Annotated in this window: 18 protein-coding genes; 5 read left to right on the forward strand and 13 right to left on the reverse strand. The window is 72.6% G+C overall.

What is annotated here, in order from left to right:
* The first annotated feature begins 362 nt into the window (after positions 1–362).
* A complete protein-coding gene (locus tag ACH4S7_RS23290; RefSeq protein ID WP_398523155.1) occupies positions 363–827 on the forward strand; it encodes a PH domain-containing protein in 465 nt (154 codons plus the stop codon).
* Between the two features lie 180 nt (positions 828–1,007).
* On the opposite strand, the gene ACH4S7_RS23295 is transcribed toward ACH4S7_RS23290, so the two are convergent.
* Both ACH4S7_RS23295 and ACH4S7_RS23300 read right to left on the reverse strand, forming a co-directional pair.
* The gene (locus ACH4S7_RS23295; RefSeq protein ID WP_398523193.1) at positions 1,008–2,261 is read right to left on the reverse strand and encodes an AI-2E family transporter; all 1,254 of its coding nucleotides are present in this window, start codon (positions 2,259–2,261) and stop codon (positions 1,008–1,010) included.
* Between the two features lie 304 nt (positions 2,262–2,565).
* Positions 2,566–2,760, reverse strand: a complete 195-nt coding sequence (locus ACH4S7_RS23300) for a DUF3046 domain-containing protein (RefSeq protein WP_398523156.1) — start codon at positions 2,758–2,760, stop codon at positions 2,566–2,568.
* A 79-nt stretch (positions 2,761–2,839) separates the two neighbouring features.
* Here ACH4S7_RS23300 and ACH4S7_RS23305 point away from each other — a divergent pair, with 79 nt between their 5' ends.
* Complete coding sequence (locus ACH4S7_RS23305; protein WP_398523157.1) at positions 2,840–3,778, forward strand: hypothetical protein; 939 nt, start codon at positions 2,840–2,842, stop codon at positions 3,776–3,778.
* 302 nt (positions 3,779–4,080) lie between these two features.
* On the opposite strand, the gene ACH4S7_RS23310 is transcribed toward ACH4S7_RS23305, so the two are convergent.
* The 3 genes from ACH4S7_RS23310 to ACH4S7_RS23320 all read right to left on the reverse strand — a co-directional run bounded on the left by ACH4S7_RS23310 (position 4,081) and on the right by ACH4S7_RS23320 (position 6,146).
* On the reverse strand, positions 4,081–4,386 hold the full coding sequence (locus ACH4S7_RS23310; protein WP_398523158.1) for an AzlD domain-containing protein: 306 nt from the start codon (positions 4,384–4,386) through the stop codon (positions 4,081–4,083).
* Positions 4,383–5,135, reverse strand: a complete 753-nt coding sequence (locus ACH4S7_RS23315) for an AzlC family ABC transporter permease (protein ID WP_398523194.1) — start codon at positions 5,133–5,135, stop codon at positions 4,383–4,385. Before ACH4S7_RS23315 ends, ACH4S7_RS23310 begins: the two co-directional genes overlap by 4 nt.
* Before the next feature lie 177 nt (positions 5,136–5,312).
* Complete coding sequence (locus tag ACH4S7_RS23320) at positions 5,313–6,146, reverse strand: AraC family ligand binding domain-containing protein (RefSeq protein ID WP_398523159.1); 834 nt, start codon at positions 6,144–6,146, stop codon at positions 5,313–5,315.
* Between the two features lie 368 nt (positions 6,147–6,514).
* Here ACH4S7_RS23320 and ACH4S7_RS23325 point away from each other — a divergent pair, with 368 nt between their 5' ends.
* From ACH4S7_RS23325 to ACH4S7_RS23335, 3 genes are all read left to right on the forward strand, one after another.
* Positions 6,515–11,179 carry an ATP-dependent helicase gene (locus ACH4S7_RS23325; protein ID WP_398523160.1) on the forward strand — a complete coding sequence of 1,555 codons (4,665 nt, stop codon included), beginning with the start codon at positions 6,515–6,517 and terminating at the stop codon, positions 11,177–11,179.
* 352 nt (positions 11,180–11,531) lie between these two features.
* Positions 11,532–12,380 (forward strand): Fpg/Nei family DNA glycosylase, encoded by an 849-nt coding sequence (locus ACH4S7_RS23330; RefSeq protein ID WP_398523161.1) that lies wholly within the window; start codon positions 11,532–11,534, stop codon positions 12,378–12,380.
* Positions 12,381–12,412: 32 nt separating this feature from the next.
* Entirely contained in the window at positions 12,413–13,189 is a 777-nt protein-coding gene (locus tag ACH4S7_RS23335; RefSeq protein ID WP_398523162.1) for an SDR family NAD(P)-dependent oxidoreductase, read from the forward strand.
* Here the strand turns inward: ACH4S7_RS23335 and ACH4S7_RS23340 are convergent.
* The 8 genes from ACH4S7_RS23340 to ACH4S7_RS23375 all read right to left on the reverse strand — a co-directional run bounded on the left by ACH4S7_RS23340 (position 13,152) and on the right by ACH4S7_RS23375 (position 21,910).
* A complete protein-coding gene (locus ACH4S7_RS23340) occupies positions 13,152–13,394 on the reverse strand; it encodes a hypothetical protein (protein ID WP_398523163.1) in 243 nt (80 codons plus the stop codon). The two genes, ACH4S7_RS23335 and ACH4S7_RS23340, sit on opposite strands and share 38 nt — an antisense overlap.
* 549 nt (positions 13,395–13,943) lie before the next feature.
* Positions 13,944–14,414 carry a Dps family protein gene (locus ACH4S7_RS23345; protein ID WP_398523164.1) on the reverse strand — a complete coding sequence of 157 codons (471 nt, stop codon included), beginning with the start codon at positions 14,412–14,414 and terminating at the stop codon, positions 13,944–13,946.
* A gap of 226 nt (positions 14,415–14,640) precedes the next feature.
* On the reverse strand, positions 14,641–15,024 hold the full coding sequence (locus ACH4S7_RS23350; protein ID WP_398523165.1) for a helix-turn-helix domain-containing protein: 384 nt from the start codon (positions 15,022–15,024) through the stop codon (positions 14,641–14,643).
* Between the two features lie 109 nt (positions 15,025–15,133).
* Positions 15,134–15,643, reverse strand: coding sequence for a CinA family protein (locus tag ACH4S7_RS23355; RefSeq protein WP_398523166.1), 510 nt, complete (start codon positions 15,641–15,643; stop codon positions 15,134–15,136).
* Complete coding sequence (gene pgsA / locus ACH4S7_RS23360) at positions 15,640–16,335, reverse strand: CDP-diacylglycerol--glycerol-3-phosphate 3-phosphatidyltransferase (protein ID WP_398523167.1); 696 nt, start codon at positions 16,333–16,335, stop codon at positions 15,640–15,642. Before pgsA ends, ACH4S7_RS23355 begins: the two co-directional genes overlap by 4 nt.
* Complete coding sequence (gene rimO, locus ACH4S7_RS23365) at positions 16,332–17,918, reverse strand: 30S ribosomal protein S12 methylthiotransferase RimO (protein WP_398523168.1); 1,587 nt, start codon at positions 17,916–17,918, stop codon at positions 16,332–16,334. The genes pgsA and rimO overlap by 4 nt, the downstream gene beginning before the upstream one ends.
* 177 nt (positions 17,919–18,095) lie before the next feature.
* On the reverse strand, positions 18,096–18,914 hold the full coding sequence (locus ACH4S7_RS23370) for a helix-turn-helix domain-containing protein (protein WP_398523195.1): 819 nt from the start codon (positions 18,912–18,914) through the stop codon (positions 18,096–18,098).
* A 191-nt stretch (positions 18,915–19,105) separates the two neighbouring features.
* Positions 19,106–21,910, reverse strand: coding sequence for a DNA translocase FtsK (locus tag ACH4S7_RS23375; RefSeq protein WP_398523169.1), 2,805 nt, complete (start codon positions 21,908–21,910; stop codon positions 19,106–19,108).
* Positions 21,911–22,047 lie beyond the last annotated feature (137 nt).

The raw sequence follows: 22,047 nt of genomic DNA on the forward strand, positions 1-22,047 counted from the left end.
ACTGACAATGGGCCTCCGCGGCCGTCCCGCCTGTGGACAACCCAGGCACGACGGGGGACAGGAACCCCATGAGAATGGATGTTCGATTTTGGTGTCAAGCGCATCCGTCGGCGCGGCGCGACCCCGCGACCGGGCGGTCGCGGGGTCCGGCACCGACGCGTCGTAGCGCTCGGGCGGGCGGGGGTGCGGAGGCGGGCGGGTGCCAGAGCGGGTGCGTGCGGAGGCAGAGGCAATGGAGGCGGGCACCCCCGCCCGCGCCCGCTCTGTTCAGCCGGTCATGAGGGCTTCTAGACTCTCAGCCCCCCGGCTGCGGGGACGGGACGGATCGCCGGGAAGACGCGAGAGTCATGGGGGACGTGCACATGAGCCACGGAACACTGCCGCGCGCATACCGGTTGGGATCGAGCCGCATCGGCATCCTGATGACGGTACTGACCTTGTTCTCACTGGCCGTGCTGGGGCCGGTGCTCAGCGACGGGATCACACCGGCGTGGCTGAAGGTGCTGCTCCCGGTCTTCTTCGCGGGCCTCATCGGCCGGGCGTGGTTCACCGCCCACCGCGTCGGGACCTTCGCTGACGCCCGGGGCATAGAGGTCCGCGGCTTCTTCCGGCGCACCCGGTTCGGCTGGGCGGAGATCCAGGACATCCGCGCGCAGCCCAACCCGGCCGCGGCCAGACAGCCCCTGGCGCCGGCCGCCATCGCGTACGTCTACGGCCGGAACGGCAAACGGGCCCAGCTGATGTGTCTCGACAGCGCGCGGGTGAACGTCGCCCAGGAGGTCGCCGCCCTGCGTGCGGCCTGGGAGCAGGGCCGCGGCACGGCCTGAGCCCCGCCGCGCGACCCGGCGTACCCGCTTCCCCGGAACCGGGAGCAGGAGCAGAGCCGGGGGCGGCGGGTACGAGACCAGGAGCAGGGCGGCGGGGGCGGGTGCAGGACCGGAGGCAGGGGCGGTACGGGTTGCGGGACCGGGGCGGCTTCGGGCCGCGGCGTGCGGCGCCCGGGGCCGTCAGCGCCTCCGGCCGCGCCAGCGTTCGCCACGCCACTTGCCGCCGGGCGTCCCGGCGTCGGCGGCCGAGTCCCCAGCGGCCGGATCCGCGGGCGCCTGGCCGCCGGACGACCGGTCGTCCGGCGCCGGGCCGCCGTCGGCGGCGCCACGCCGCTTCAGCAGCGAACGGACGGCCCGCAACGTCCGACCGGACCCGCGCCGGCGGTGCCCGTGCACCCGCGGATCGTCGGTCACGTCGTACCGCTTCACATACGCGCCGAGGAACGCCTGGAGGGTGGCCACGGCCGGAATCGCGATCAGCGCGCCGACCGCACCCATGAGCGCGGTACCGGCGACCACGGAGCCGAAGGCCACGGCGGGGTGGATGTCCACCGTCTTGGCCGTGAGCTTCGGCTGGAGCACGTAGTTCTCGAACTGCTGGTAGACCACGACGAAACCGAGCACCCACACCGCGTACCAGGGGTTCACGGTGAACGCGATCAGCATCGGCAGCGCGCCCGCCAGATAGGTGCCGATCGTCGGGATGAACTGCGAGACCAGACCGACCCAGACGGCGAGCGCCGGCGCGTAGGGCACACCCAGGATCTCCAGCAGGATGAAGTGCGCGGCGCCGGAGATCAGCGCCATCAGACCGCGCGAGTAGAGGTACCCACCCGTCTTGTCGACGGCGATCTCCCAGGCGCGCAGTACCTCTGTCTGCTTGGCAGGGGGCAGTACGGAGCAGAGCGCGCGTCGCAGCCGGGGCCCGTCGGCCGCGAAGTAGAACGAGAACAGGAAGATCGTCAGCAGCTTGAACAGTCCGCCGAGCACGGTGGTCGAGATGTCCAGCACCCCGCTCGCGCTGTTCTGCACGTACTTCTGCAACCAGTCGGAGCGCAGCAGGCTGTCCTGGACCTCCACTCGGGACAATTTGGTGTTGAAGGTCTGGTTGATCCAGCTAATCACCGAGTCGAGGTACTGGGGGAAGTCCCCGACCATGGTGACGATCTGATCGGCGAGCATCGAACCGAGCAGGACGACGAAGCCGACCCCCGCGACCAGTACTCCGAAGAAGACCAGGAAGGTGGCGAGCCCGCGGCGCATCCCGCGCGCCGCCATCCGGCCCACGGCGGGTTCGATCGCCAGCGCCAGGAAGAACGAGATCAGGATGTTGATGAGCAGCCCGATGAGCTGATGGAAGGCCCAGTTGCCGAGCTGGAAACAGGCGTAGAGCGCCAGTGCGAGCACCATCGCGCGCGGCAGCCAGGCGGGCATCCGGGCGGAACCGGCCGATCCGGCCACCCGGCCGGGCGGCGGCGGGTTCGGCGGCATCACCCCCTCCTCAGGGGTGTCGGGAACCGCGTCGGGGGTGCCGCCCTGCCGGGGCACCCCCTGGTCGGTCCTGTCTCGGTCGCTCTGCTCACTGCCGGTCTTCGGGGCCACTGAGCCAGTCTCGCCTACGCACGGCCCTGTCGACGCCGCGCCCCGGATCCCACCGGGCGCGTCACCGTCCGCCGGCCGGGTTCACTCGCCCGGACGCAACCGCCGGCCGTGCCCCCGGCGCTCCGGCTGACCGACGTCAGCGCTTGTCCGCGGGAACGTCGACGGCGGCACAGACCGCCCGCCAGACGTCCTTCGCCGACCAGCCCGCGTCGAACGCCTCCTGGACGGTACGGCCGCCCAGCTCGGTCATCACATGGTCGTGGGCGAAGGAGTCCGCGTACGACGGTCCGAAGTGGTCCGCCATCCGTTCCCAGAAAATCGTCAACCGCATGACGTCAGTATCCCGCTCCAGGGGTGCGGTCCGTCCCCGCTCCCATGCCGAAAGCCCTTTCCGTCCTACGGTCGGCAACATGGCTGGAACCGGAGTATCCCCCTCCCCTTCATCACCGCTCGCCCGTGCCGCACACTTCGTCTGGCTCACCGCGCGAGTCCTGGAACAGCGGCGTTTCGCGTACCACTTCCTCGGCGGGCCCGACGGTGGTCCGGAGGCCGTCGAGACCGCACTGGCCGCGTATCTCAACGAGGACGGCGGCTACGGCCACGCACTCGAACCGGATCTGCGCGGCCCCGTCAGCCAGCCGCTGCACACCGGCCACGCCCTGCGCGTCCTGGACTCCGTCGACCGCTGCGGCGGACGGCTCGCGGAGCGGATCTGCCGCTATCTCACCAGCGTCTCGACGCGGGACGGCGCGCTGCCCGCGATCCGTCCCGCGCAGCGTGACTACCCGACCGCGCCGTTCATCCCGATCGTGGACGACCCTCCGGGCGAGCTGCTGGCCACCGGGCCGGTGGTCGGACTGCTGCACCGCAATCAGGTGTGGCACGCGTGGCTCTTCCGGGCCACGGACTTCTGTTGGGCCGCCGTCGAGGGGCTGGCACAGTCGCATCCTTATGAGATCGAGGCCGCCGTCGCCTTTCTGGACGAGGTGCCGGACCGGTCGCGGGCGGAGGCCGCGGCGGACCGGTTGGGGCGGCGGGTCCGCGAACTGCGCCAGGTGGTGCTCGACCCAAACCGACTCGCCGAATACCCGGTCGCGGACGGTTACGCACCCGGCGAGCACCACTTTCCGTACGACTACGCCCGTACGCCCCGGTCACTGGCCCGGCGCTGGTTCACGGAGGAGGAGATGGAACGCTCGCTGGACCATCTGGAGAGCGAGCAGCGGGACGACGGCGGCTGGCCGGTCAACTGGCGGCAGTGGGCCCCGGGGCCGGCGCTGGAGGCCAGGCCGATCGTGACCATCGAGGCGCTGCGGACGCTGCGGGCGTACGGGCGGTCGATCGGCTGACCGGCCCCGGGCGGTCGATCGGTTGACCGGCCCCGGGCGGGCACCGCATGGGGCGTTCGGGCCGCTGGGGCACCCGGAGCCGGGCTTCGTCCACAGCGGCCCGGGCGGACGGTCCGGCTCGGGTGCCGAGTGGGTGAAGCAGACGGGGCGGGCGGGCTTCGTGGTCCGGCCCCGATGCTGGGCGGGGCGGGCGGGCTTCGTGGTCCGATCGGGTGCCGGGCAGCTCCCGGACCGGCCCCGTCGCCCGCCTCGGGCGTACGGGCGGGGCGATGGCCGCCCGGCCCGGTGGCCCGGTGGCCCGGTCAGCCGAGCGCCCGTACCCCCGCAGTGACGGCGACCGCCACCCCCACGACGACCAGGAAGGGCGCGCGCAGCACCAGGGCGAGCGCCGCCGCCCCCACCCCCACCGCGCGGGCGTCGACGACGAGGGAGCCGCCCGCGTCGAAGGTCTGCTGGGCGGTGAGCGCGGCCAGCAGCGCCACCGGCAGCAGGGCCGCCAGCCGCTGGACGAGAGGGCGCTCCAGGGCATGGGCCGGTACGAGCAGCCCGCCCAGTTTGACGAGGTAGCAGCCGACGGCGGTCGCCACGATCGCGATCCAGATGCTCAACGGTCCTCACCCTTCGTACGCATGTCGTCGCGCGGCGCGGTGCGGCCGCCCTGGCCGCGCCCCTGGAACCAGAGCACGGCGGGCGCCGCGAGCGCGGCCACGAGCACCGGCACGCCCGCGGGCAGTACGGGCAGCAGGCCCAGCCCCAGCACGACCGCGATCCCGGCGACGGCCCGTTCCGCGCCCGACCGCAGCATGGGCGCGAGCAGCGCCAGGAAGACCGCGGGACCGGCCGCGTCGAGCCCCCAGGCGTCGGTGTCACCGATGGCCTCAGCGCCGAGCGCGCCGGCGAGCGTCGTCAGATTCCACAGCACGTACAGCGTCAAACCGGTCACGGTGAATCCGAGCCGTGCGGCCCGGCGCGTCGGCTGGGCCAGGGCGACGGCCGTGGTCTCGTCGATCACCCAGTGCGCGGCGAGCGGCCGCAGGAAGCGGGGCAGGGCGAGGAGCTGCGAGAGCCGGAGCCCGTAGAACGCGTTGCGCACGCCGAGGAAGAAGGCCCCGGCCGCGGCGGTGAACGGGTTGCCGCCCGCCGCCAGCGCGCCGACCAGGGCGAACTGGGAGGCGCCGGTGAAGACGAACAGGCTGAGCACACAGGTCTGAAGAAGGCTGAGCCCCGATCCGGCCGAGGTCACCCCGAAGGCGAAGCCGGACAGGCCGACGGCGACACCGACACCGAGCGCGTCACGGACGACGGCGGCGTCCGGCTTGGCCACGGGCTCGGCGGCACCGGGTGATCCGGAGCGTATCGGTGGGGGACTCTCGGGGGGAGCTGTCTGTTCTGGCACGCGGCGGACGTTACGGGGGCTCCCCTTCGACGGTCTTGTACGTTCTTGCGCGGGCCGGAGCACCGAAGTCGGTCCGCGGCGCGCGCGGGCGCACGCCGCCATTCACAAGGCCCCCGCCCACGCCTGCTGATCGAGGGCCTACCGCCCGGCGCGTTCCCTGCGGTACGCGCCGGGCGGTACACCGACGATCCGGGTGAAATGACGGTTCAGATGCGGCTGATCGGTGAATCCGACGGCGACGGCCGCTTCGGCTGGCGTGCTCCCGGCCTCCAGGAGGTGGCGGGCACGGCGCACCCGCGCATCGGTGAGCCAGGTGTGGGGCGGCATCCCGTAGGCCGCCCTGAAGGCGCGCAGGAGGGCGAAGGGGCTGGTGCCGAGTTCCCCGGCGAGTCGCTCCAGCGACGGGGGCTCGGCCATGCGCTCCTCCAGCAGGGCCTTGGCCATGGCCGCCGTACGGGCTCCGGAGTCCCGGTGCGCGCGGGCGGGCAGCGGTCCGCCGTGGCGGTCGAGCAGCCGGGCGACGGCGACCCGGAGGAGGCTGTCGGCGGCGAGGGCGTTGCCCGCCTCGGCCGCCTGGTGCACGCCCCGGATCAGTTCGGCGGTCGCCGGGTCGTGGACGATCGTCTCGCCGAAGGCCGGGGTGCCGCGCAGGGTGGTGACCTCGGCCGCTATTTCGGCGACCAGGTCGAGGGAGGGATAGAGGGTGGCGTACGCCCAGCCCTCGGGCGTCCCGGCGCGGGCGGAGTGCGGAACCTCCGGGTTGATCATGACGACGCTGCCGGGGCGGGCGCTGATCACACCGTCCGGCATGCTCACGTCCTCGACACCGCCGCTGACCGCGCCGAGGGTGAAGCCGTCGTGGCTGTGACGGCGGAAGGTGTGCCGGACATAACGGGCGCGCAGCAGATCGAGGCCCGGCAGCTTCTCGTACTGCCAGTGCCTGGCCCATTCGTCCCGCGGTGGCCTGCCCATACGGCCATTGTGCGCCGACCGGCACACCGCTGACCTGCGGGCCCGTATCCGCGGGGCCGGTGCTCACCGTGCCCGTGCGCCCGCACTCCGGGCGCACCAGCGGTCCGGGTGGTCCGGGTGGTCCGGGTGGTCCGGGTGGTCCGGGTGGTCCGGGAAACCCGATCGGGCCGGGGCCGATGGGACCGGCCGGGGAGACCGGCCGCCCGGGGGCATCGAACTCGGCGGGGACGGCCGTGACCGGGCTCATGGAACCGTGTCCGGGATCGAGGGGCCGTGGGCCGGGATCGAGGGGCCGTGTCCAGGCTCGTGGAGACCGTGTCCGGGCTCGTGGAGGCCGATTGTCAGTGGTGCGGTGCACGATGGGGGACATGGCCAGGAACGCGCTCGACTCCTTCTCCCCCGCGACCCGGAGCTGGTTCACGGGAGCCTTCAGCGCGCCCACCCCAGCGCAGGAAGGCGCCTGGCGGGCGATCGGGGCGGGCTCGGACGTCCTGGTCGTGGCCCCGACCGGCTCCGGCAAGACCCTCGCCGCGTTCCTCGCTGCGCTGGACCGGCTGGCGTCAGCTCCCCCGCCAGCCGACGCCAAGAAGCGCTGCCGCGTGCTGTACGTCTCCCCGCTGAAGGCCCTCGCGGTCGATGTGGAGCGCAACCTCCGCAGCCCCCTGACCGGCATCCGCCAGGAGTCGGTGCGGCTGGGACTGCCGGAACCGGAGGTGCGGGTCGGGATCCGCTCCGGCGACACCCCCGCCGCCGAGCGCCGAGCGCTGGCCACCAGACCGCCGGACATCCTGATCACCACGCCCGAGTCGCTGTTCCTGATGCTCACCTCCGCGGCGCGGGACGCGCTGGCCGGCGTCGAGACGGTGATCCTTGACGAGGTGCACGCCGTCGCCGGGACCAAGCGGGGCGCGCATCTCGCGCTGTCGCTGGAGCGGCTGGACGAGCTGCTGCCCCGCCCGGCCCGCCGGATCGGCCTGTCGGCGACGGTCCGGCCGGTGGACGAGGTCGCCCGCTATCTCGCGCCGCGCGGGAAGGTGGAGATCGTGCAGCCGCCTTCGGGCAAGGAGTTCGATCTGTCGGTGGTCGTCCCCGTGGAGGACCTGGGCGAGCTGGGCGGCTCACCCGCGTCGGACTCCTCCGGCGAGGGCGGCGGGGAGAAGCCGTCGATCTGGCCGCACGTCGAGGAGCGGATCGCCGACCTCGTCCAGGCACACCGCTCCACGATCGTCTTCGCCAATTCCCGGCGACTCGCCGAGCGCCTGTGCAACCGCCTCAACGAGATCGCGTACGAACGCGCCACCGGCACGGCGTTCGACGCCGCCGCCCCCGGGGAAGCGGGCGCCGGCAAGCCGGGCCAGCGGCCGCCGGCCGAGATCATGGCCCAGTCCGGCGCGGCCCAGGGCGCCCCGCCCCTCCTCGCCCGCGCGCACCACGGCTCGGTCTCCAAGGAGCAGCGCGCCCTGGTCGAGGAGGACCTGAAGGCGGGCCGGCTGCCCGCCGTCGTGGCCACCTCCAGTCTGGAGCTGGGCATCGACATGGGCGCGGTGGATCTGGTCGTCCAGGTCGAGTCACCGCCGTCCGTCGCCTCCGGACTCCAGCGGGTCGGCCGGGCCGGACACCAGGTGGGCGCGGTCTCCACCGGCGTCGTCTTCCCCAAGTATCGGGGCGATCTGGTCCAGGCCGCCGTCGTCACGGAGCGGATGCGGCAGGGCGCCATCGAAGCGCTCCGCATCCCGTCGAATCCGCTGGACGTGCTGGCCCAGCAGCTCGTCGCGATGGTCGCGATGGACCCCTGGCAGGCCGACGACCTGCTCTCGCTGGCCCGCCGGGCGGCGCCCTTCGCCTCGCTGCCGGACTCGGCGTTCACCGCGGTCCTGGACATGCTCGCCGGCCGCTACCCCTCCGACGCCTTCGCCGAGCTGCGCCCCCGCGTGGTGTGGGACCGCGTCGGGGGTACGGTCACCGGCCGGCCGGGCGCACAGCGCCTCGCGGTCACCTCCGGCGGCACCATTCCCGACCGCGGCCTGTTCGGGGTCTTCCTCGCGGGCGCCGACCCCAAGAAGGGCGGCGGCCGGGTCGGCGAGCTGGACGAGGAGATGGTCTACGAGTCCCGGGTCGGCGATGTCTTCACCCTGGGCACCACCTCCTGGCGGATCCAGGACATCACCCGGGACCGGGTGCTGGTCACCCCCGCGCCGGGCGTCCCCGGCAGGCTGCCGTTCTGGAAGGGCGACCAGCTCGGCCGCCCGCTGGAGCTGGGGCGCGCGGTGGGCGCGTTCCTGCGCGAGGTCGGCGGACTTTCCCCGGAGGACGCCCGGCTCCGCCTGCTGGCGGCCGGACTGGACACCTGGGCGGCGGACAACGTCCTCGCCTACGTCGATGAGCAGCGCCGTGCCTGCGGCCATGTCCCGGACGACCGGACGATCCTGGTCGAGCGGTTCCGGGACGAGCTGGGCGACTGGCGCGTGGTGATCCACTCCCCGTTCGGCGCCCAGGTGCACGCCCCGTGGGCGCTGGCGCTCGGCGCCCGCCTCGCCGAGCGGTACGGGATGGACGCCCAGGTCATGCACGCCGACGACGGCATCGTGCTGCGGCTGCCGGACGCCGACCTGATGGGCCTCGACCTCCTCGACCAGGACCCGGTCCACGCCGACACGGCACACGACGGCGAACAGGCACCGGTCGGCGCGGCGGACGCCGTCTTCGGCAAGGGGGAGATCGGCCAGATCGTCACGGACCAGGTGGGCGGCTCCGCGCTGTTCGCCTCCCGCTTCCGGGAGTGCGCCGCCCGCGCGCTGCTGCTGCCCCGCCGCAGCCCGGGGAAGCGGACCCCGCTCTGGCAGCAGCGCCAGCGCGCGGCACAGTTGCTCCAGGTGGCCAGCGAGTTCGGTTCCTTCCCGATCGTCCTGGAGGCGGTCCGGGAGTGCCTCCAGGACGTCTTCGACGTGCCGGGGCTCGCAGAGCTAATGGGCGACATCGAGTCCCGCCGGGTCCGGCTGGTCGAGGTGACGACCCCCGAGCCCTCCCCGTTCGCGCGCTCCCTGCTCTTCGGCTACGTCGCCCAGTTCCTGTACGAGGGGGATTCGCCGCTCGCCGAGCGGCGCGCCGCGGCCCTCTCCCTGGACTCCCGGCTGCTGGCCGAGCTGCTCGGCCAGGCGGAGCTGCGGGAGCTGCTCGACCCCGAAGTCCTCACCGAGCTGGAGCGGGAGCTGCGATGGCTCACCGAGGACCGCCGGATCAAGGATGTGGAGGGGGTCGCCGATCTGCTGCGAGTCCTCGGCCCGCTGACCGACGCCGAGCTGGCCGAGCGGGGCGCCGACGCCGCATGGCCGGCCGATCTGGCGGGGGCGCGCCGCGCCATCAGGGTGAGGATCGCGGGGGCCGACCACTGGGCTGCGATCGAGGACGCGGGCCGGCTGCGGGATGCGCTGGGGACGGCACTGCCGGTGGGAGTGCCGGAGGCGTTCACCGAGCCGGTCAAGGACCCGCTGGGCGATCTGCTCGCCCGGTTCGCCAGGACCCACGGTCCGTTCACCTCCACCGGCGCCGCCGCCCGCTTCGGGCTCGGCGCGGCCGTCACGGAGGGCGCGCTCCAGCGCCTGGCCGCCGCCGGCCGGGTGGTGCAGGGCGAGTTCCACCCGGCCGGCATCGGCCAGGAGTGGTGCGACACGACCGTGCTGCGACGGCTGCGCCGTCGTTCGCTGGCTGCCCTGCGGCAGGAGGTCGAGCCGGTGCCGCCCGCGGCGCTCGCCACCTTCCTCCCCCAGTGGCAGCATCTGAGCGGCCACGACCTGCGCGGGGTCGACGGGCTGGCCCGCGCGGTCGAACAGCTCCAGGGCGCCGCGGTGCCCGCCTCTGCGCTGGAGCGGCTGATCCTGCCGTCCCGGGTCCAGGGCTACACCCCCGCCCTGCTCGACGAACTGACCACGACCGGCGAGGTCATCTGGGCCGGCGCGGGGGCGCTGCCCGGCAAGGACGGCTGGGTCTCCCTCTATCTCGCCGACGCGGCACCACTGCTGCTCCCGGAACCGCATCCGCTGGAGACGACCGCGCTCCACGAGTCCGTCCTCACCGCCCTCGCCCCCGGGTACGGCCTCTTCTTCCGTCAGCTCGCCGACCAGGTCCGGGCCACCACCCACCCGGACGCCACCGACCCCCAGCTCGCCGACGCCGTGTGGGACCTCGCCTGGTCCGGCCGGCTCACCAATGACACGCTGTCGCCGCTGCGCTCCCTGCTGGGCTCCGGCCGGACGGCGGGCTCCACGGCCCACCGGGCGCGGCGTTCGGTCCCCCGGGGGAGGTACGGAAGCCTGACCGCCGCCGCCCGCCCCGTCTCCCGCGGCGGTCCGCCGACGGTGAGCGGCCGGTGGTCCCTGCTGCCGTCCACCGAGCCCGATCCGACCCATCGCGCGCACGCACTGGCCCGGACCCTGCTGGACCGGCACGGCGTGGTCACCCGGGGCGCGGTGGCGGCCGAAGGCGTGGCCGGGGGCTTCTCGGCGGTCTACCGGGTGCTGTCGGCGTTCGAGGACAGCGGTCAGGCGCGGCGCGGCTATGTGGTGGAAGGGCTGGGCGCGGCCCAGTTCGCGATGGACGGCGCCGTGGACCGGCTGCGCGCGGCGGCGACCGCGCGGGAACGGGCCGATCCCCAGGAGCACAGCCCGGCGGTGGTGCTGGCCGCCGCCGATCCCGCCAACGCGTACGGTGCGGCGCTCCCCTGGCCCGAACCCCCGGACGGCGCGAGCCACAAACCCGGTCGGAAGGCGGGCTCACTGGTCGTCCTGGTCGACGGTGACCTCACCCTGTATCTGGAGCGCGGCGGCAAGACCCTGCTGTCGTGGGCGACGGACCCGGAGGCACCGGCGCTCCGTGCGGCCGCCGAGGCGCTGGCGCGGGCGGCCCGGGTGGGCGCCCTGGGCACCGTGACCGTGGAGCGCGCGAACGGCGTCCCCGCCCTGACGTCGCCGCTGTCCCGGGCCCTGGAGTCGGCTGGCTTCCACGCCACCCCGAGGGGGCTGCGGCTGCGCCCCTGACACCTGTGACATCCCTGACGCCCCTGGAGGCGGCGGCCCCCCGCCGGCACCGGTCCGGCACCGGCTCGATCCGCTCACCGGTGCCGGACCGACCCCCCAGGGTGACCCGGCAGGCCCCGCCACCACCCGCGGACCAGGCGCGGAGCCGCCCCACCCCCGTACCACCGCCGACCTGCCTCCCAGCCCACTCGGCGCGAAGCGCCCCCGTACCGCCGTGGACACGCCTCCAGCCCGCCCCCGCGCGGACCCCGTGCGGAGCTGCCCCCGCCGCGTACCACCGTCAGCGGACCCGCCCCACGCCCGCCACCCGCTCCGGACCCACCCCGCCGTCCGGTCCCGCATCATGGAGGACATGCCCGAAGGAGACACCGTCTGGCAGAGCGCGAAACGACTCCACGACGCCCTGGCCGGACAGCCGCTCACCCGGTTCGATCTGCGCGTGCCCCGGTTCGCCACCGCCGATCTGACCGGGCGGACGGTCCTGGACGTCACCCCGCGCGGCAAACACCTGCTCACCCGGTTCGAGGGCGGCCTGACCCTCCACTCGCATCTGCGGATGGAGGGTTCGTGGCGCGTCTTCGGGGCGGGCGAGCGCTGGCACGGCGGCCCCGCCCACCAGATCCGCGCGATCTTGGGCACCGGCTCCCGCACGGCGGTCGGCTACCGGCTCCCCGTACTGGAACTGCTGCGCACGGCCGACGAGGACAGCGTCGTCGGCCATCTCGGCCCGGACCTCCTCGGCCCCGACTGGGACGCGGACACCGCCCTGGCCAATCTCCTCGCCGACCCCTCCCGCGCCGTCGGCGAGGCCCTCCTCGACCAGCGCAACCTCGCCGGAATCGGCAATGTCTACAAGTCGGAGCTGGCGTTCCTGGCCCGGGTGACCCCCTGGCTCCCGGTCGGCGAACTGCCCGACGACGTTCCCGCGCGGCTACTGCGCACCGCCCATCGGCTGCTGGAGGCGAACAAGAACACCTTCGACCGCCGCACCACGGCACCGGGCTCCCCCGCCGGCGCCCGGCTCCACGTCTACGGCCGCGGCGGCCTCCCCTGCCCCCGCTGTGGCACCGCCATCCGCCGGGCGGAACAGGGCGACGGACGCGACGAACGGGTCACCTACTGGTGTCCGGCCTGCCAGTCGGGACCGACCCGGACCGCCCCCGGAACCGATCGCGGAAACGGTCACCGACCAACTGATTGACGCACCGTCAGATCCAGTCGTACGGTCCGAACATGTCCCTCACGGCGTACGACCTGACCGGCCGCACCGCGTTCGTCACCGGCGCGGCCAGTGGTATCGGCCGCGCCTGCGCGGTGCTGCTGGCGGCGGCGGGAGCCGCCGTCCACTGCGCCGACCTCGACGCGGCGGGCCTGGCCAGCACCCGCGATCTGATCGCCGGGGCGGGTGGCACGGCCCACGCCCACCCGCTCGATGTCACCGACCGCACCCGGGTCGCGTCCGCGATCCGGGCCGCCACGGAGAGCGGCGGCCGACTGGACATCCTCGCCGCCGTCGCGGGCGTCATGCACACCAGTACGGTCCTGGAGACCAGGGACGAGGATCTCGACCGGGTCCTGGCGGTCAACTTCAAGGGCGTGCTGTACGCCTGCCAGGAGGCGGCCCGCGCCATGATCGCGACCGACACCCCGGGCTCCATCGTCACCATGGCGTCCGGCGCCGTGGACGCGGCCACCCCGGGCATCCTCTGTTACAGCGCCGCCAAGGCGGCAGTGATCCAACTGACCCGCACCCTCGCGGCCGAGCTGGGCCGGCACTCCATTCGAGTGAACGCCGTCTCCCCCGGCTGGGTCCGCACCCCCATGACCGACCGCCACAGCGAGACCCTCCAGCGGGAGGCGGAGGCGGCGATGAGCCGGCTCTCCCCGCTCCGCCGCGTGGGCGAGCCCGCGGACGTCGCCCACGCGGTCCTGTACCTGTCGTCGGACGCGTCCGCGTTCACCACGGGCCAGATCATCCGCCCGAACGGCGGCGTCGCCATGCCCTGGTAGACCGGCCGGCCTCGCGGGCCGCCATCACATGCACCGGCAGCAGGCTGAGTCCCCAGCCGCCCACCGCCACGGCGCCCTCGATCAACCCGGCCCGCTCCGGCGCCCAGACCAGGCGCACCACGGCCCACCACCACAGCCCGCCGCCCACCAGACCGGCCGGCAGCAGAACCGCGACCGGCGCGAGGCCGGCCCCGCGTCGTGCCATGGCTGCCTCCCTCCGGCCCACGCTAGACCGGCGCGATCACCCGAGGGAGGGCGTACCGGATGCAAGCCGGCGCACAACGGACCGCGGCGCTCGGCCGGGCGCCGGGCGACACGGTCGCCCGCCCCGGCCCTCACCCGCGTACAGCCGCGTCCGTACACCCGTCGGCTTCCTGGGATCACCTGCGATCAAAACGGAGCGACGGGGCCCCCGCAACTCGTCCGCACGGCACCCGCACCCGCACGGAACCCGCACCCGCACCCGCACCCGCACCCGCACCACCGGACCACCGGACCACCAGACCACCCACCCCTCGGGGCCCAGAACCGGAGCGCACCGAAGCCCCCGACCAGCACACGGCGGTCGGGGGCTTCGGCATCTCCTCGCGGCGGCGTTCCGGAAACATTCCGGTCGCCCCCGCCGGGGAATCGGACGGCCAACATCTGAATCCCGGGGGAAAATGGCGTGATCACACGTCTCGGCGAGGCACCACGGCGGGCACTGAGGCCCCGGTCAGCGCCGTTCGGCGGCGCGCTCGCCACTCAGTCCCGCTCAGGCACTCTCCGCCTGGAACATCCACGCGTGCTTCTCCAGATCGGCCGTGAGCCCGATCAGGATGTCCTCGCTCACCGGGTCCGGATCCCCCGTCACCGCGATCCGCTCCCGCATCCGGCTGATCACCGCGCCGAGCGCGTCCACCAGGACCCGTACGGCGTCGACGTCCTTGATCCAGCCGTCCGGCACGGATCCGATCGCGCTCTGCTTGGCCACGGTCCCCGCCCGCCCGTCCGGCGACACACCGATCGCGGACGAACGCTCGGCCACGGTGTCGGAGTGCGCCCGCGCCGTGTCGACCACCTCGTCGAGCTGGAGGTGGACGGAACGGAAGCGCGGCCCCACCACGTTCCAGTGCACCTGCTTGGCCACGAGCGCGAGATCCACCAGATCCACGAGCGCACCCCGCAGGGCGTCTCCGACGGTCTTCAGATCAGCCTCGGACAACGGGCTCTTCACGACAGACATGCATGTCCTCCACTCGGTTGTGCGTCATTTCCACCATGACATAGCCCCCCGAACGCGACATTCGGGGGACCCCCCAACCGCCTTGCCATAATCCGCGCCTACCCCGGTCCCCGACCCGCAAAAGCCCGGACACGCAAAAGCCCCGCCCGCCACCTTTTAGGCAGCGACCGGGGCAAAGCTCAAGCAGGACCGTACCGGCGCCACGGAACGATCGGCGCCGTACGGATCAGGCAGCGACGACGTCGACAGCCTCCGCCGGCGCCTTGATCGTCACTCGCTCGGTCGGCACACCCGCCACCGACGTCACGGAGACGGAGTTCAGCATGGAACGCACCGGTGTCGGCACCGGCTCACTCGCCGCTGCCGACTGGGCCAGTTCGGCGAGCGACAACTCGTCACTCACTTCTCGCATGAGCTCGGACATCCGTACGTCAAGCGCGTCGCAGATCGCGGAGAGCAGCTCGGAGGATGCCTCCTTCTGCCCCCGCTCCACCTCGGAGAGATAGCCGAGCGAAACCCGGGCGGACGAGGAGACTTCGCGCAGAGTACGGCCCTGACGCTGGCGCTGCCGACGCAGCACGTCACCAAGCAGGCGACGGAGCAGAATCATCGGTGGCTCCCTCCTCGGACCGCGTAGCCGCATCCTTCACGCCCCACCGTACCGCCTTGCGCCGCGGCCGTGCGGGGAGCGATGTCGTGTTCACTCAGGGCTGCAAACATCAATTCCCCCCGTTCTGTTCCGTATCCCGTCTCCGCGCGGTGTCCTGGAGTTCCCCGGAGAGGAGTTCCAGCACGCTCCGTACACTCTCTTTACGGATTTCCGCCCGGCTGCCGTTCAACCGCAGCGAGGCGACTTTCCGCACGCCGTCGGGTCCGGCGACGGCCACGAAGACCGTCCCGGCCGGCTGTCCGTCCTGGGCCCCGGGACCCGCCACGCCCGTGGTGGCGATGCCCCAGCCGGCCCCCAGTACCCGCCGCACACCGGCCGCCATCTGCTGTGCGACCTCGGGATCGACCGCGCCGCGAGCAGCGAGCAGCGTTCCGTCGACACCCAGGACGTCCCGCTTCAGCTCGGTCGCGTACGCCGTCACCGACCCCCGGAAGGCCACCGAGGCACCGGGCACCTCCGTCAGCTCGGCGGCCACCAGACCGCCCGTGAGGGACTCCGCCGCCGCGACGGTCTGACCACGCTCAGCGAGCATCCCGATGATCCGCGGCGCGGTGCTCATCGGTCGCCCCCGCCGATCCGGTCTCCTCCGACGATGCCACCGACCGCTTCACGCTCCTTGCGCAGCCCCCGGCGTCGCAGCAGGATCGCCTGTCGCACGTAGTCGAGGCCGGTGAGCACCGTCAGCGCGACCGCGACGACCATCACCCAGAAGCGGAGCGTCGCCAGTGGACCGGTGAGCGCGAGGACGTACATACCGACCGCGACGCCCTGCGTCAGGGTCTTGATCTTCCCGCCGCGGCTCGCCGGGATCACTCCGTGCCGGATCACCCAGAACCGCATGAGCGTGATCCCCAGCTCACGGAAGAGGATCACCGACGTCACCCACCAGGGCAGATCGCCGAGGGAGGAGAGACAGACCAGACCGGCGGCCATGATCGCCTTGTCAGCGATGGGGTCGGCGATCTTGCCGAAGTCGGTGACCAGGTTGTACGCGCGGGCCAGATGCCCGTCGAAGATGTCGGTGATCATCGCGACGGCGAACGCCGCCCACGCCCAGGCACGCCACGCCGGGTCGTACCCGCCGTCCTGGAACATCAGCAGAACGAACGCGGGCACCAGCAACAGCCGCACCATGGTGAGGATGTTGGCGATGTTCCACAGGCTGGCCTGATTGACGGCCGCAGCGCCCAGCTTGCCGCCGGGCGCGGGCCTACCGGTGCCGCCCCCCGCGGATGCCGGCACTCCGGTCATCTGCCCGCCTCCTCGCCCAAAATTCCCTGAGCCGTCATGGCCGGCCGGCCCCGATCCACCAGGGCTCCCACCGGAACACCGGCGCTCACCGGCACACCGGGATCCTCGCGGTCGGCGAGGTCGGTGAGGTAGTCGGCCAGCAGGTCGACACCCTCCGTGCCGACCGTCTTCGCCACGACCATACGGCCGGGCACCAGTCCCTCGCGCGCGGTGAACACCACCTGGCCGTCCGTCTCCGGCGCCTGGTGCGCGGCGCGGCCCACCGCGCCGTCCTCACCGTCCACCGATTCCACCAGAACCTCAAGGGTCTCCCCGATGCGCTCCTCGGCGCGCTGGGCCGTCAGCTCTTCCGCGAGCCGCGCCAGATGCGCCAGCCGCTCGCCGATGACCTCGTCGTCCAGCTTGTTCTCGTAGGTGGCCGCCTCGGTGCCGTCCTCGTCCGAGTAGCCGAACACCCCGATGGCGTCCAGCCGCGCACGGGTGAGGAAGCCTTCCAGCTCGGCGAAGTCCTGCTCGCTCTCGCCCGGGAAACCGACGATGAAGTTCGAGCGCACCCCGGCCTCCGGAGCCTTGCTCCGGATCGTCTCCAACAGCTCCAGGAACCGCTCGGTGTCGCCGAAGCGCCGCATCGAGCGCAGCACCCCGGGTGCCGAGTGCTGGAAGGAGAGGTCGAAGTACGGGGCGACCTTGGGCGTCGAGGTCAGTACGTCGATCAGGCCCGGCCGCATCTCGGCGGGCTGGAGGTAGCTGACCCGTACCCGCTCGATGCCGTCGACCGCGGCGAGCTCCGGCAGCAGGGTCTCCAGGAGACGGATGTCGCCGAGGTCCTTGCCGTACGAGGTGTTGTTCTCGGAGACCAGCATGACCTCCTTCACGCCCTGCTCGGCCAGCCAGCGCGTCTCACCGAGGACATCGCTGGGCCGGCGGGAGATGAAGGAGCCGCGGAAGGACGGGATGGCGCAGAAGGAGCATCGCCGGTCGCAGCCGGAGGCCAGCTTCACGGAGGCGACGGGGCTGGTGCCGAGACGGCGGCGGAGTGGCGCGCGCGGCCCGGAGACGGGTGCGACGCCCGCGGGCAGATCGGCGGGGGCGCTCTCCGGCTGCTCGGCGGGGGCGCCGTGTCCCGGCAGGGCCACATCGGTCGCGCCCTGCCGCTCGGCCGGGCTCAGCGGCAGCAGCTTGCGCCGGTCGCGCGGGGTGTGCGAGGCGTGGATCCCGCCGTTGAGGATGGTCTGGAGCCGGTCGGAGATGTCGGCGTAGTCGTCGAAGCCGAGCACTCCGTCCGCCTCGGGCAGCGCTTCGGCCAGCTCTTTTCCGTACCGCTCGGCCATGCAGCCGACCGCGACCACGGCCTGGGTTCTGCCGTGGTCCTTGAGGTCGTTGGCTTCGAGGAGGGCGTCGACGGAGTCCTTTTTGGCGGCCTCGACGAATCCGCAGGTGTTGACGACGGCGACATCCGCGTCGGTGGCTTCCGAGACGAGCTCCCAGCCGTCCGCTGCCAGGCGGCCTGCGAGCTCCTCCGAGTCCACCTCGTTACGGGCGCAGCCAAGAGTGACAAGGGCGACGGTACGGCGTTCGGGCATGGGCTCAAGACTACTTTGTCCAGACGGACGCCCCTGCCGCGAGGGCTCCGCGCGCCCCCTGGCCGGGGCGCCCGCGGCACATATCGCCCGTTACTCCCGGGGCCTCCCGGTTCCGACTGCCGGAACCGTCACCCACCGTCTCCGATGTCCGGGGGCCCGTACGGCCCCGGACGGTGCTCAGCCGGCCTGGGGGTCACCCTTCGTGTACGACAGCCGCTCGACCTGTCCGGTGTCGAACCTGTCCTCGACCTTCTTTCCGTTGACGTACAGCTCGATCGCTCCGGCGTTGCCGAGGATGAGATCGATCCGCTCGTCGTCCTGGAAGGTCTTGGACTCGCCCTTGGCGAGTGTCCCGTCGAAGAGCATCTTGCCGTTGTGCGACTTCGCCGAGATCCAGCTCTTGTCGTCCAGCACGGAGAGCTTGACCGTCACCTTGTCCTTGGGCACCGCCGCGATGGCGCTGTCCGAGGGGTCGGGCTTGGGGTCGGCGGGCTTGGCGGGTGCCTTCGCCGGGGTGGACTTCTCCGCGGCCGGGGCCTGGGCCACCTGGCCGCTGCCGGCCTTGTCGTCGCCGCTGAAGAGGGTGAATCCGACGAAGCCGACGACGGCGACGATCGCGGCGACCATGGCGGCGGTCCAGTTGGGGCGGCGGGGGTCCGCGCGGATGCGCTCGGCCTCGAAGAGCGGCGCGGCGGGGGTCGGCGCGGGTCGCCCGCCGTGCTCGGCGTCGTACTGCGCGACCAGCGGATCGGGGTCCAGACCGACGGCGCGGGCGATCATGCGGATATGGCCGCGGGCGTAGACGTCGCCACCGCTGCGGGCGAAGTCGTCCTGCTCGATCGCGTGGACGATCGGCACCCGCACCCGGGTGGTGGCGCTGACCTCGTCGGCGGTCAGGCCGGACTCGATCCGGGCCTGGTGGAGAAGACGGCCGATCGAAGGCCGGTCGTCCTCGATGGAAGGCTGGTCGTCTTCGGGAGAGTTGCCGATGGACACGAGGGTGCCTTTCGAGCGTGCAGCCACCTGCTGGAGGTTCAGTGTAGGGGGGGTACGAAAGGGTGGGGCAACCGGGCGGAGCGAGTTTGTACGCCATCGGAATGGCCGATGGCGCCTTGCTCTCGGGACATTCTTCCGTCCCTTCCTCCAACTTGACGTATGACCGGGCAAAACGGTTGCTCGCCACACCCTTACGGGTGAGAGTCCCCCCGGATAACGGCAAGGACCGCGTCCAATTCGTCGGGTTTCACCATGACGTCACGGGCTTTCGAGCCCTCGCTGGGGCCCACGATGTTCCGCGATTCCATCAGGTCCATCAGCCGTCCGGCCTTCGCGAAGCCGACGCGCAGCTTCCGCTGGAGCATGGAGGTGGACCCGAACTGGGTCGATACCACGAGTTCCGCGGCCTGGCAGAGCAGGTCGAGGTCGTCGCCGATGTCCTCGTCGATCTCCTTCTTCTGTTTGGAGCCGACCACGACGTCGTCCCGGAAGACGGGCGCCATCTGGTCCTTGCAGTGCTGGACGACGACCGCGACCTCGTCCTCGGTCACGAAGGCGCCCTGCATACGGGTCGGTTTGTTGGCCCCCATCGGCAGGAACAGGCCGTCGCCCTTGCCGATCAGCTTCTCCGCGCCGGGCTGGTCGAGGATGACCCGGCTGTCGGCGAGCGACGAGGTCGCGAACGCGAGCCGGGAGGGCACATTCGCCTTGATCAAACCGGTGACGACATCGACGGACGGCCGCTGGGTGGCCAGTACCAGATGGATGCCGGCGGCGCGCGCGAGCTGGGTGATCCGGACGATGGAGTCCTCGACGTCCCGGGGGGCCACCATCATCAGATCCGCCAGCTCGTCCACGATGACCAGCAGATACGGATAGGGGTGGAGCTCGCGCCCGCTGCCCTCGGGCGGTTTGACCTTGCCCTGCCGCACGGCCTGGTTGAAGTCGTCGATGTGCCGGTAGCCGTAGGCGGCGAGATCGTCGTAGCGCAGGTCCATCTCACGGACGACCCACTGGAGCGCCTCGGCCGCCCGCTTCGGGTTGGTGATGATCGGTGTGATCAGATGCGGAATTCCCTCGTAGGCGGTCAGCTCGACCCGCTTGGGGTCGACCAGGACCATCCGTACGTCCTCCGGCGTCGCCCTTATCATCACCGAGGTGATCAGGCAGTTGATGCAGGACGACTTGCCCGATCCGGTGGCACCGGCGACGAGGATGTGCGGCATCTTGGCGAGGTTGGCCATCACATAGCCGCCCTCGACGTCCTTGCCGAGCGCGACCAGCATCGGGTGGTCGTCCTCCGCCGCGTCCGCGAGCCGCAGCACATCGCCGAGGTTGACCATCTCCCGGTCGGTGTTGGGGATCTCGATGCCGACCGCCGACTTCCCGGGGATCGGCGAGATGATCCGCACGTCGGGACTGGCCACGGCGTACGCGATGTTCTTGGTGAGGGCGGTGATCCGCTCGACCTTCACGGCCGGGCCCAGCTCCACCTCGTACCGGGTGACGGTCGGGCCGCGGGTGAAGCCGGTGACGGCCGCGTCGACCTTGAACTCCATGAACACATTGCTGAGCGAGGCCACCACCGCGTCATTGGCGGCGCTGCGCGTCTTGCCGGGTCCGCCGCGCTCCAGCAGGTCGAGCGAGGGCAGGGAGTACGTGACGTCCCCGGCGAGCCGGAGCTGCTCGGCGCGCGGCGGGAGCGACGAGGACTTCTCGGACGAGGGCGCGGGCTTGGTCAGATCCGGTACGGAGGACCCCCCGGCGGGCGCCCCCGCCTTCGGCGCCCGGCCCGGCCGCTCCGGGCCCCGCGCGGGCGGCACCGGGGACGCGGCCCGCTGTCGGTCGGCCGTGACGTCCTTGGTCAGATCGGCGACCAGCGGTGAGGGCGGCATCCCGTTGTACACGGCGCCGTCCAGCGCCGCCGCCGCTGCCGCCGCCACGTCCACGGCGTCCATGGGACGGTCACCGGCGGGCTGTACGGAGACCTTGCGGGGGGTGCGGCGCCGGGAGAGCGCCGCCTCCTCCGCGTGCTCCTGACCGGGACCGTACTCATCCGGTGTCTCGCCGCGGCGCGCACCTCTGCGCACGCGTCCGGGCACCGCATCGCGCCACTGCTCCTCGTAGCGCTGGTCGTCGTCCAGGGGGTCGCCGTCCGCCAGCGGCCGGTGGGGCGGCGCGATCAGTCCCAGCCTGACGCCGAGGAGACGCAGCCGCTGGGGGATGGCGTTCACCGGGGTGGCGGTGACCACCAGCAGCCCGAAGACGGTGAGCAGGACGAGCAGCGGTACGGCGAGCACCTCGCCCATCGTGAAGATCAGCGGCTTGGACGCGCCCCAGCCGATCAGCCCGCCCGCGTCCTGCATCGCCTCGGTGCCGTCCCCCCGGCCCGGGGAGCCGCAGGCGATGTGGACCTGTCCGAGCACTCCGATGACGAGGGCGGAGAGGCCGATCACGATCCGGCCGTTCGCCTCGGGCTTCTGGGGATAGAGGATCAGCCGCACGGCGACGGCGCCGAGCAGTATCGGCAGCAGCAGATCGAGGCGGCCGAACGCGCCGGTCACCAACATCTCGACGAGATCGCCGACCGGGCCGCGCAGATTGGACCAGGTCCCGGCCGCGACGATCAGGGCAAGGCCGAGCAGCAGCAGGGCCACTCCGTCCTTGCGGTGCGCCGGGTCGAGGCCCTTCGCGCCCCGTCCTATGCCACGGAACATGGCGCCGACGCCGTGGGCGAGCCCCAGCCAGACGGCGCGCGCCATGCGGTACACGCCCCCGGTGGGGGACGGTGCCGGTTTCGGCGCGGGCTTCTTGGCGACGGCCTTCTTCGCCGGGGCCTTCGCGGACTTCTTCGCGGGCGCGGGCTTCCTGGCGACGGATTTCCCCGGAGGCGCCGCCTTCTTCGCGGCACCCGCGGCGCCGCCCGTACGGCCGGCGCGCGGCTTCGCGGCTCCCGCCGTGCCCTGGGAACCCTTGCCGGACGTACGTGAGGCCATGGGTGTGAGGTTACCGGTGCGAGGGGCTCTGGACACGTGTGCCCACCGCTTCACCCGTTCGTGTCGCCGTGACGGGGCACCGAGATGACGGCCCGTCGGTTCCCGGGAGTGCGGGCCGCGCCGACGTGGTCACCTCT

Source organism: Streptomyces sp. NPDC020965 (assembly GCF_044333555.1).
Taxonomy (GTDB): Bacteria; Actinomycetota; Actinomycetes; order Streptomycetales; family Streptomycetaceae; genus Streptomyces.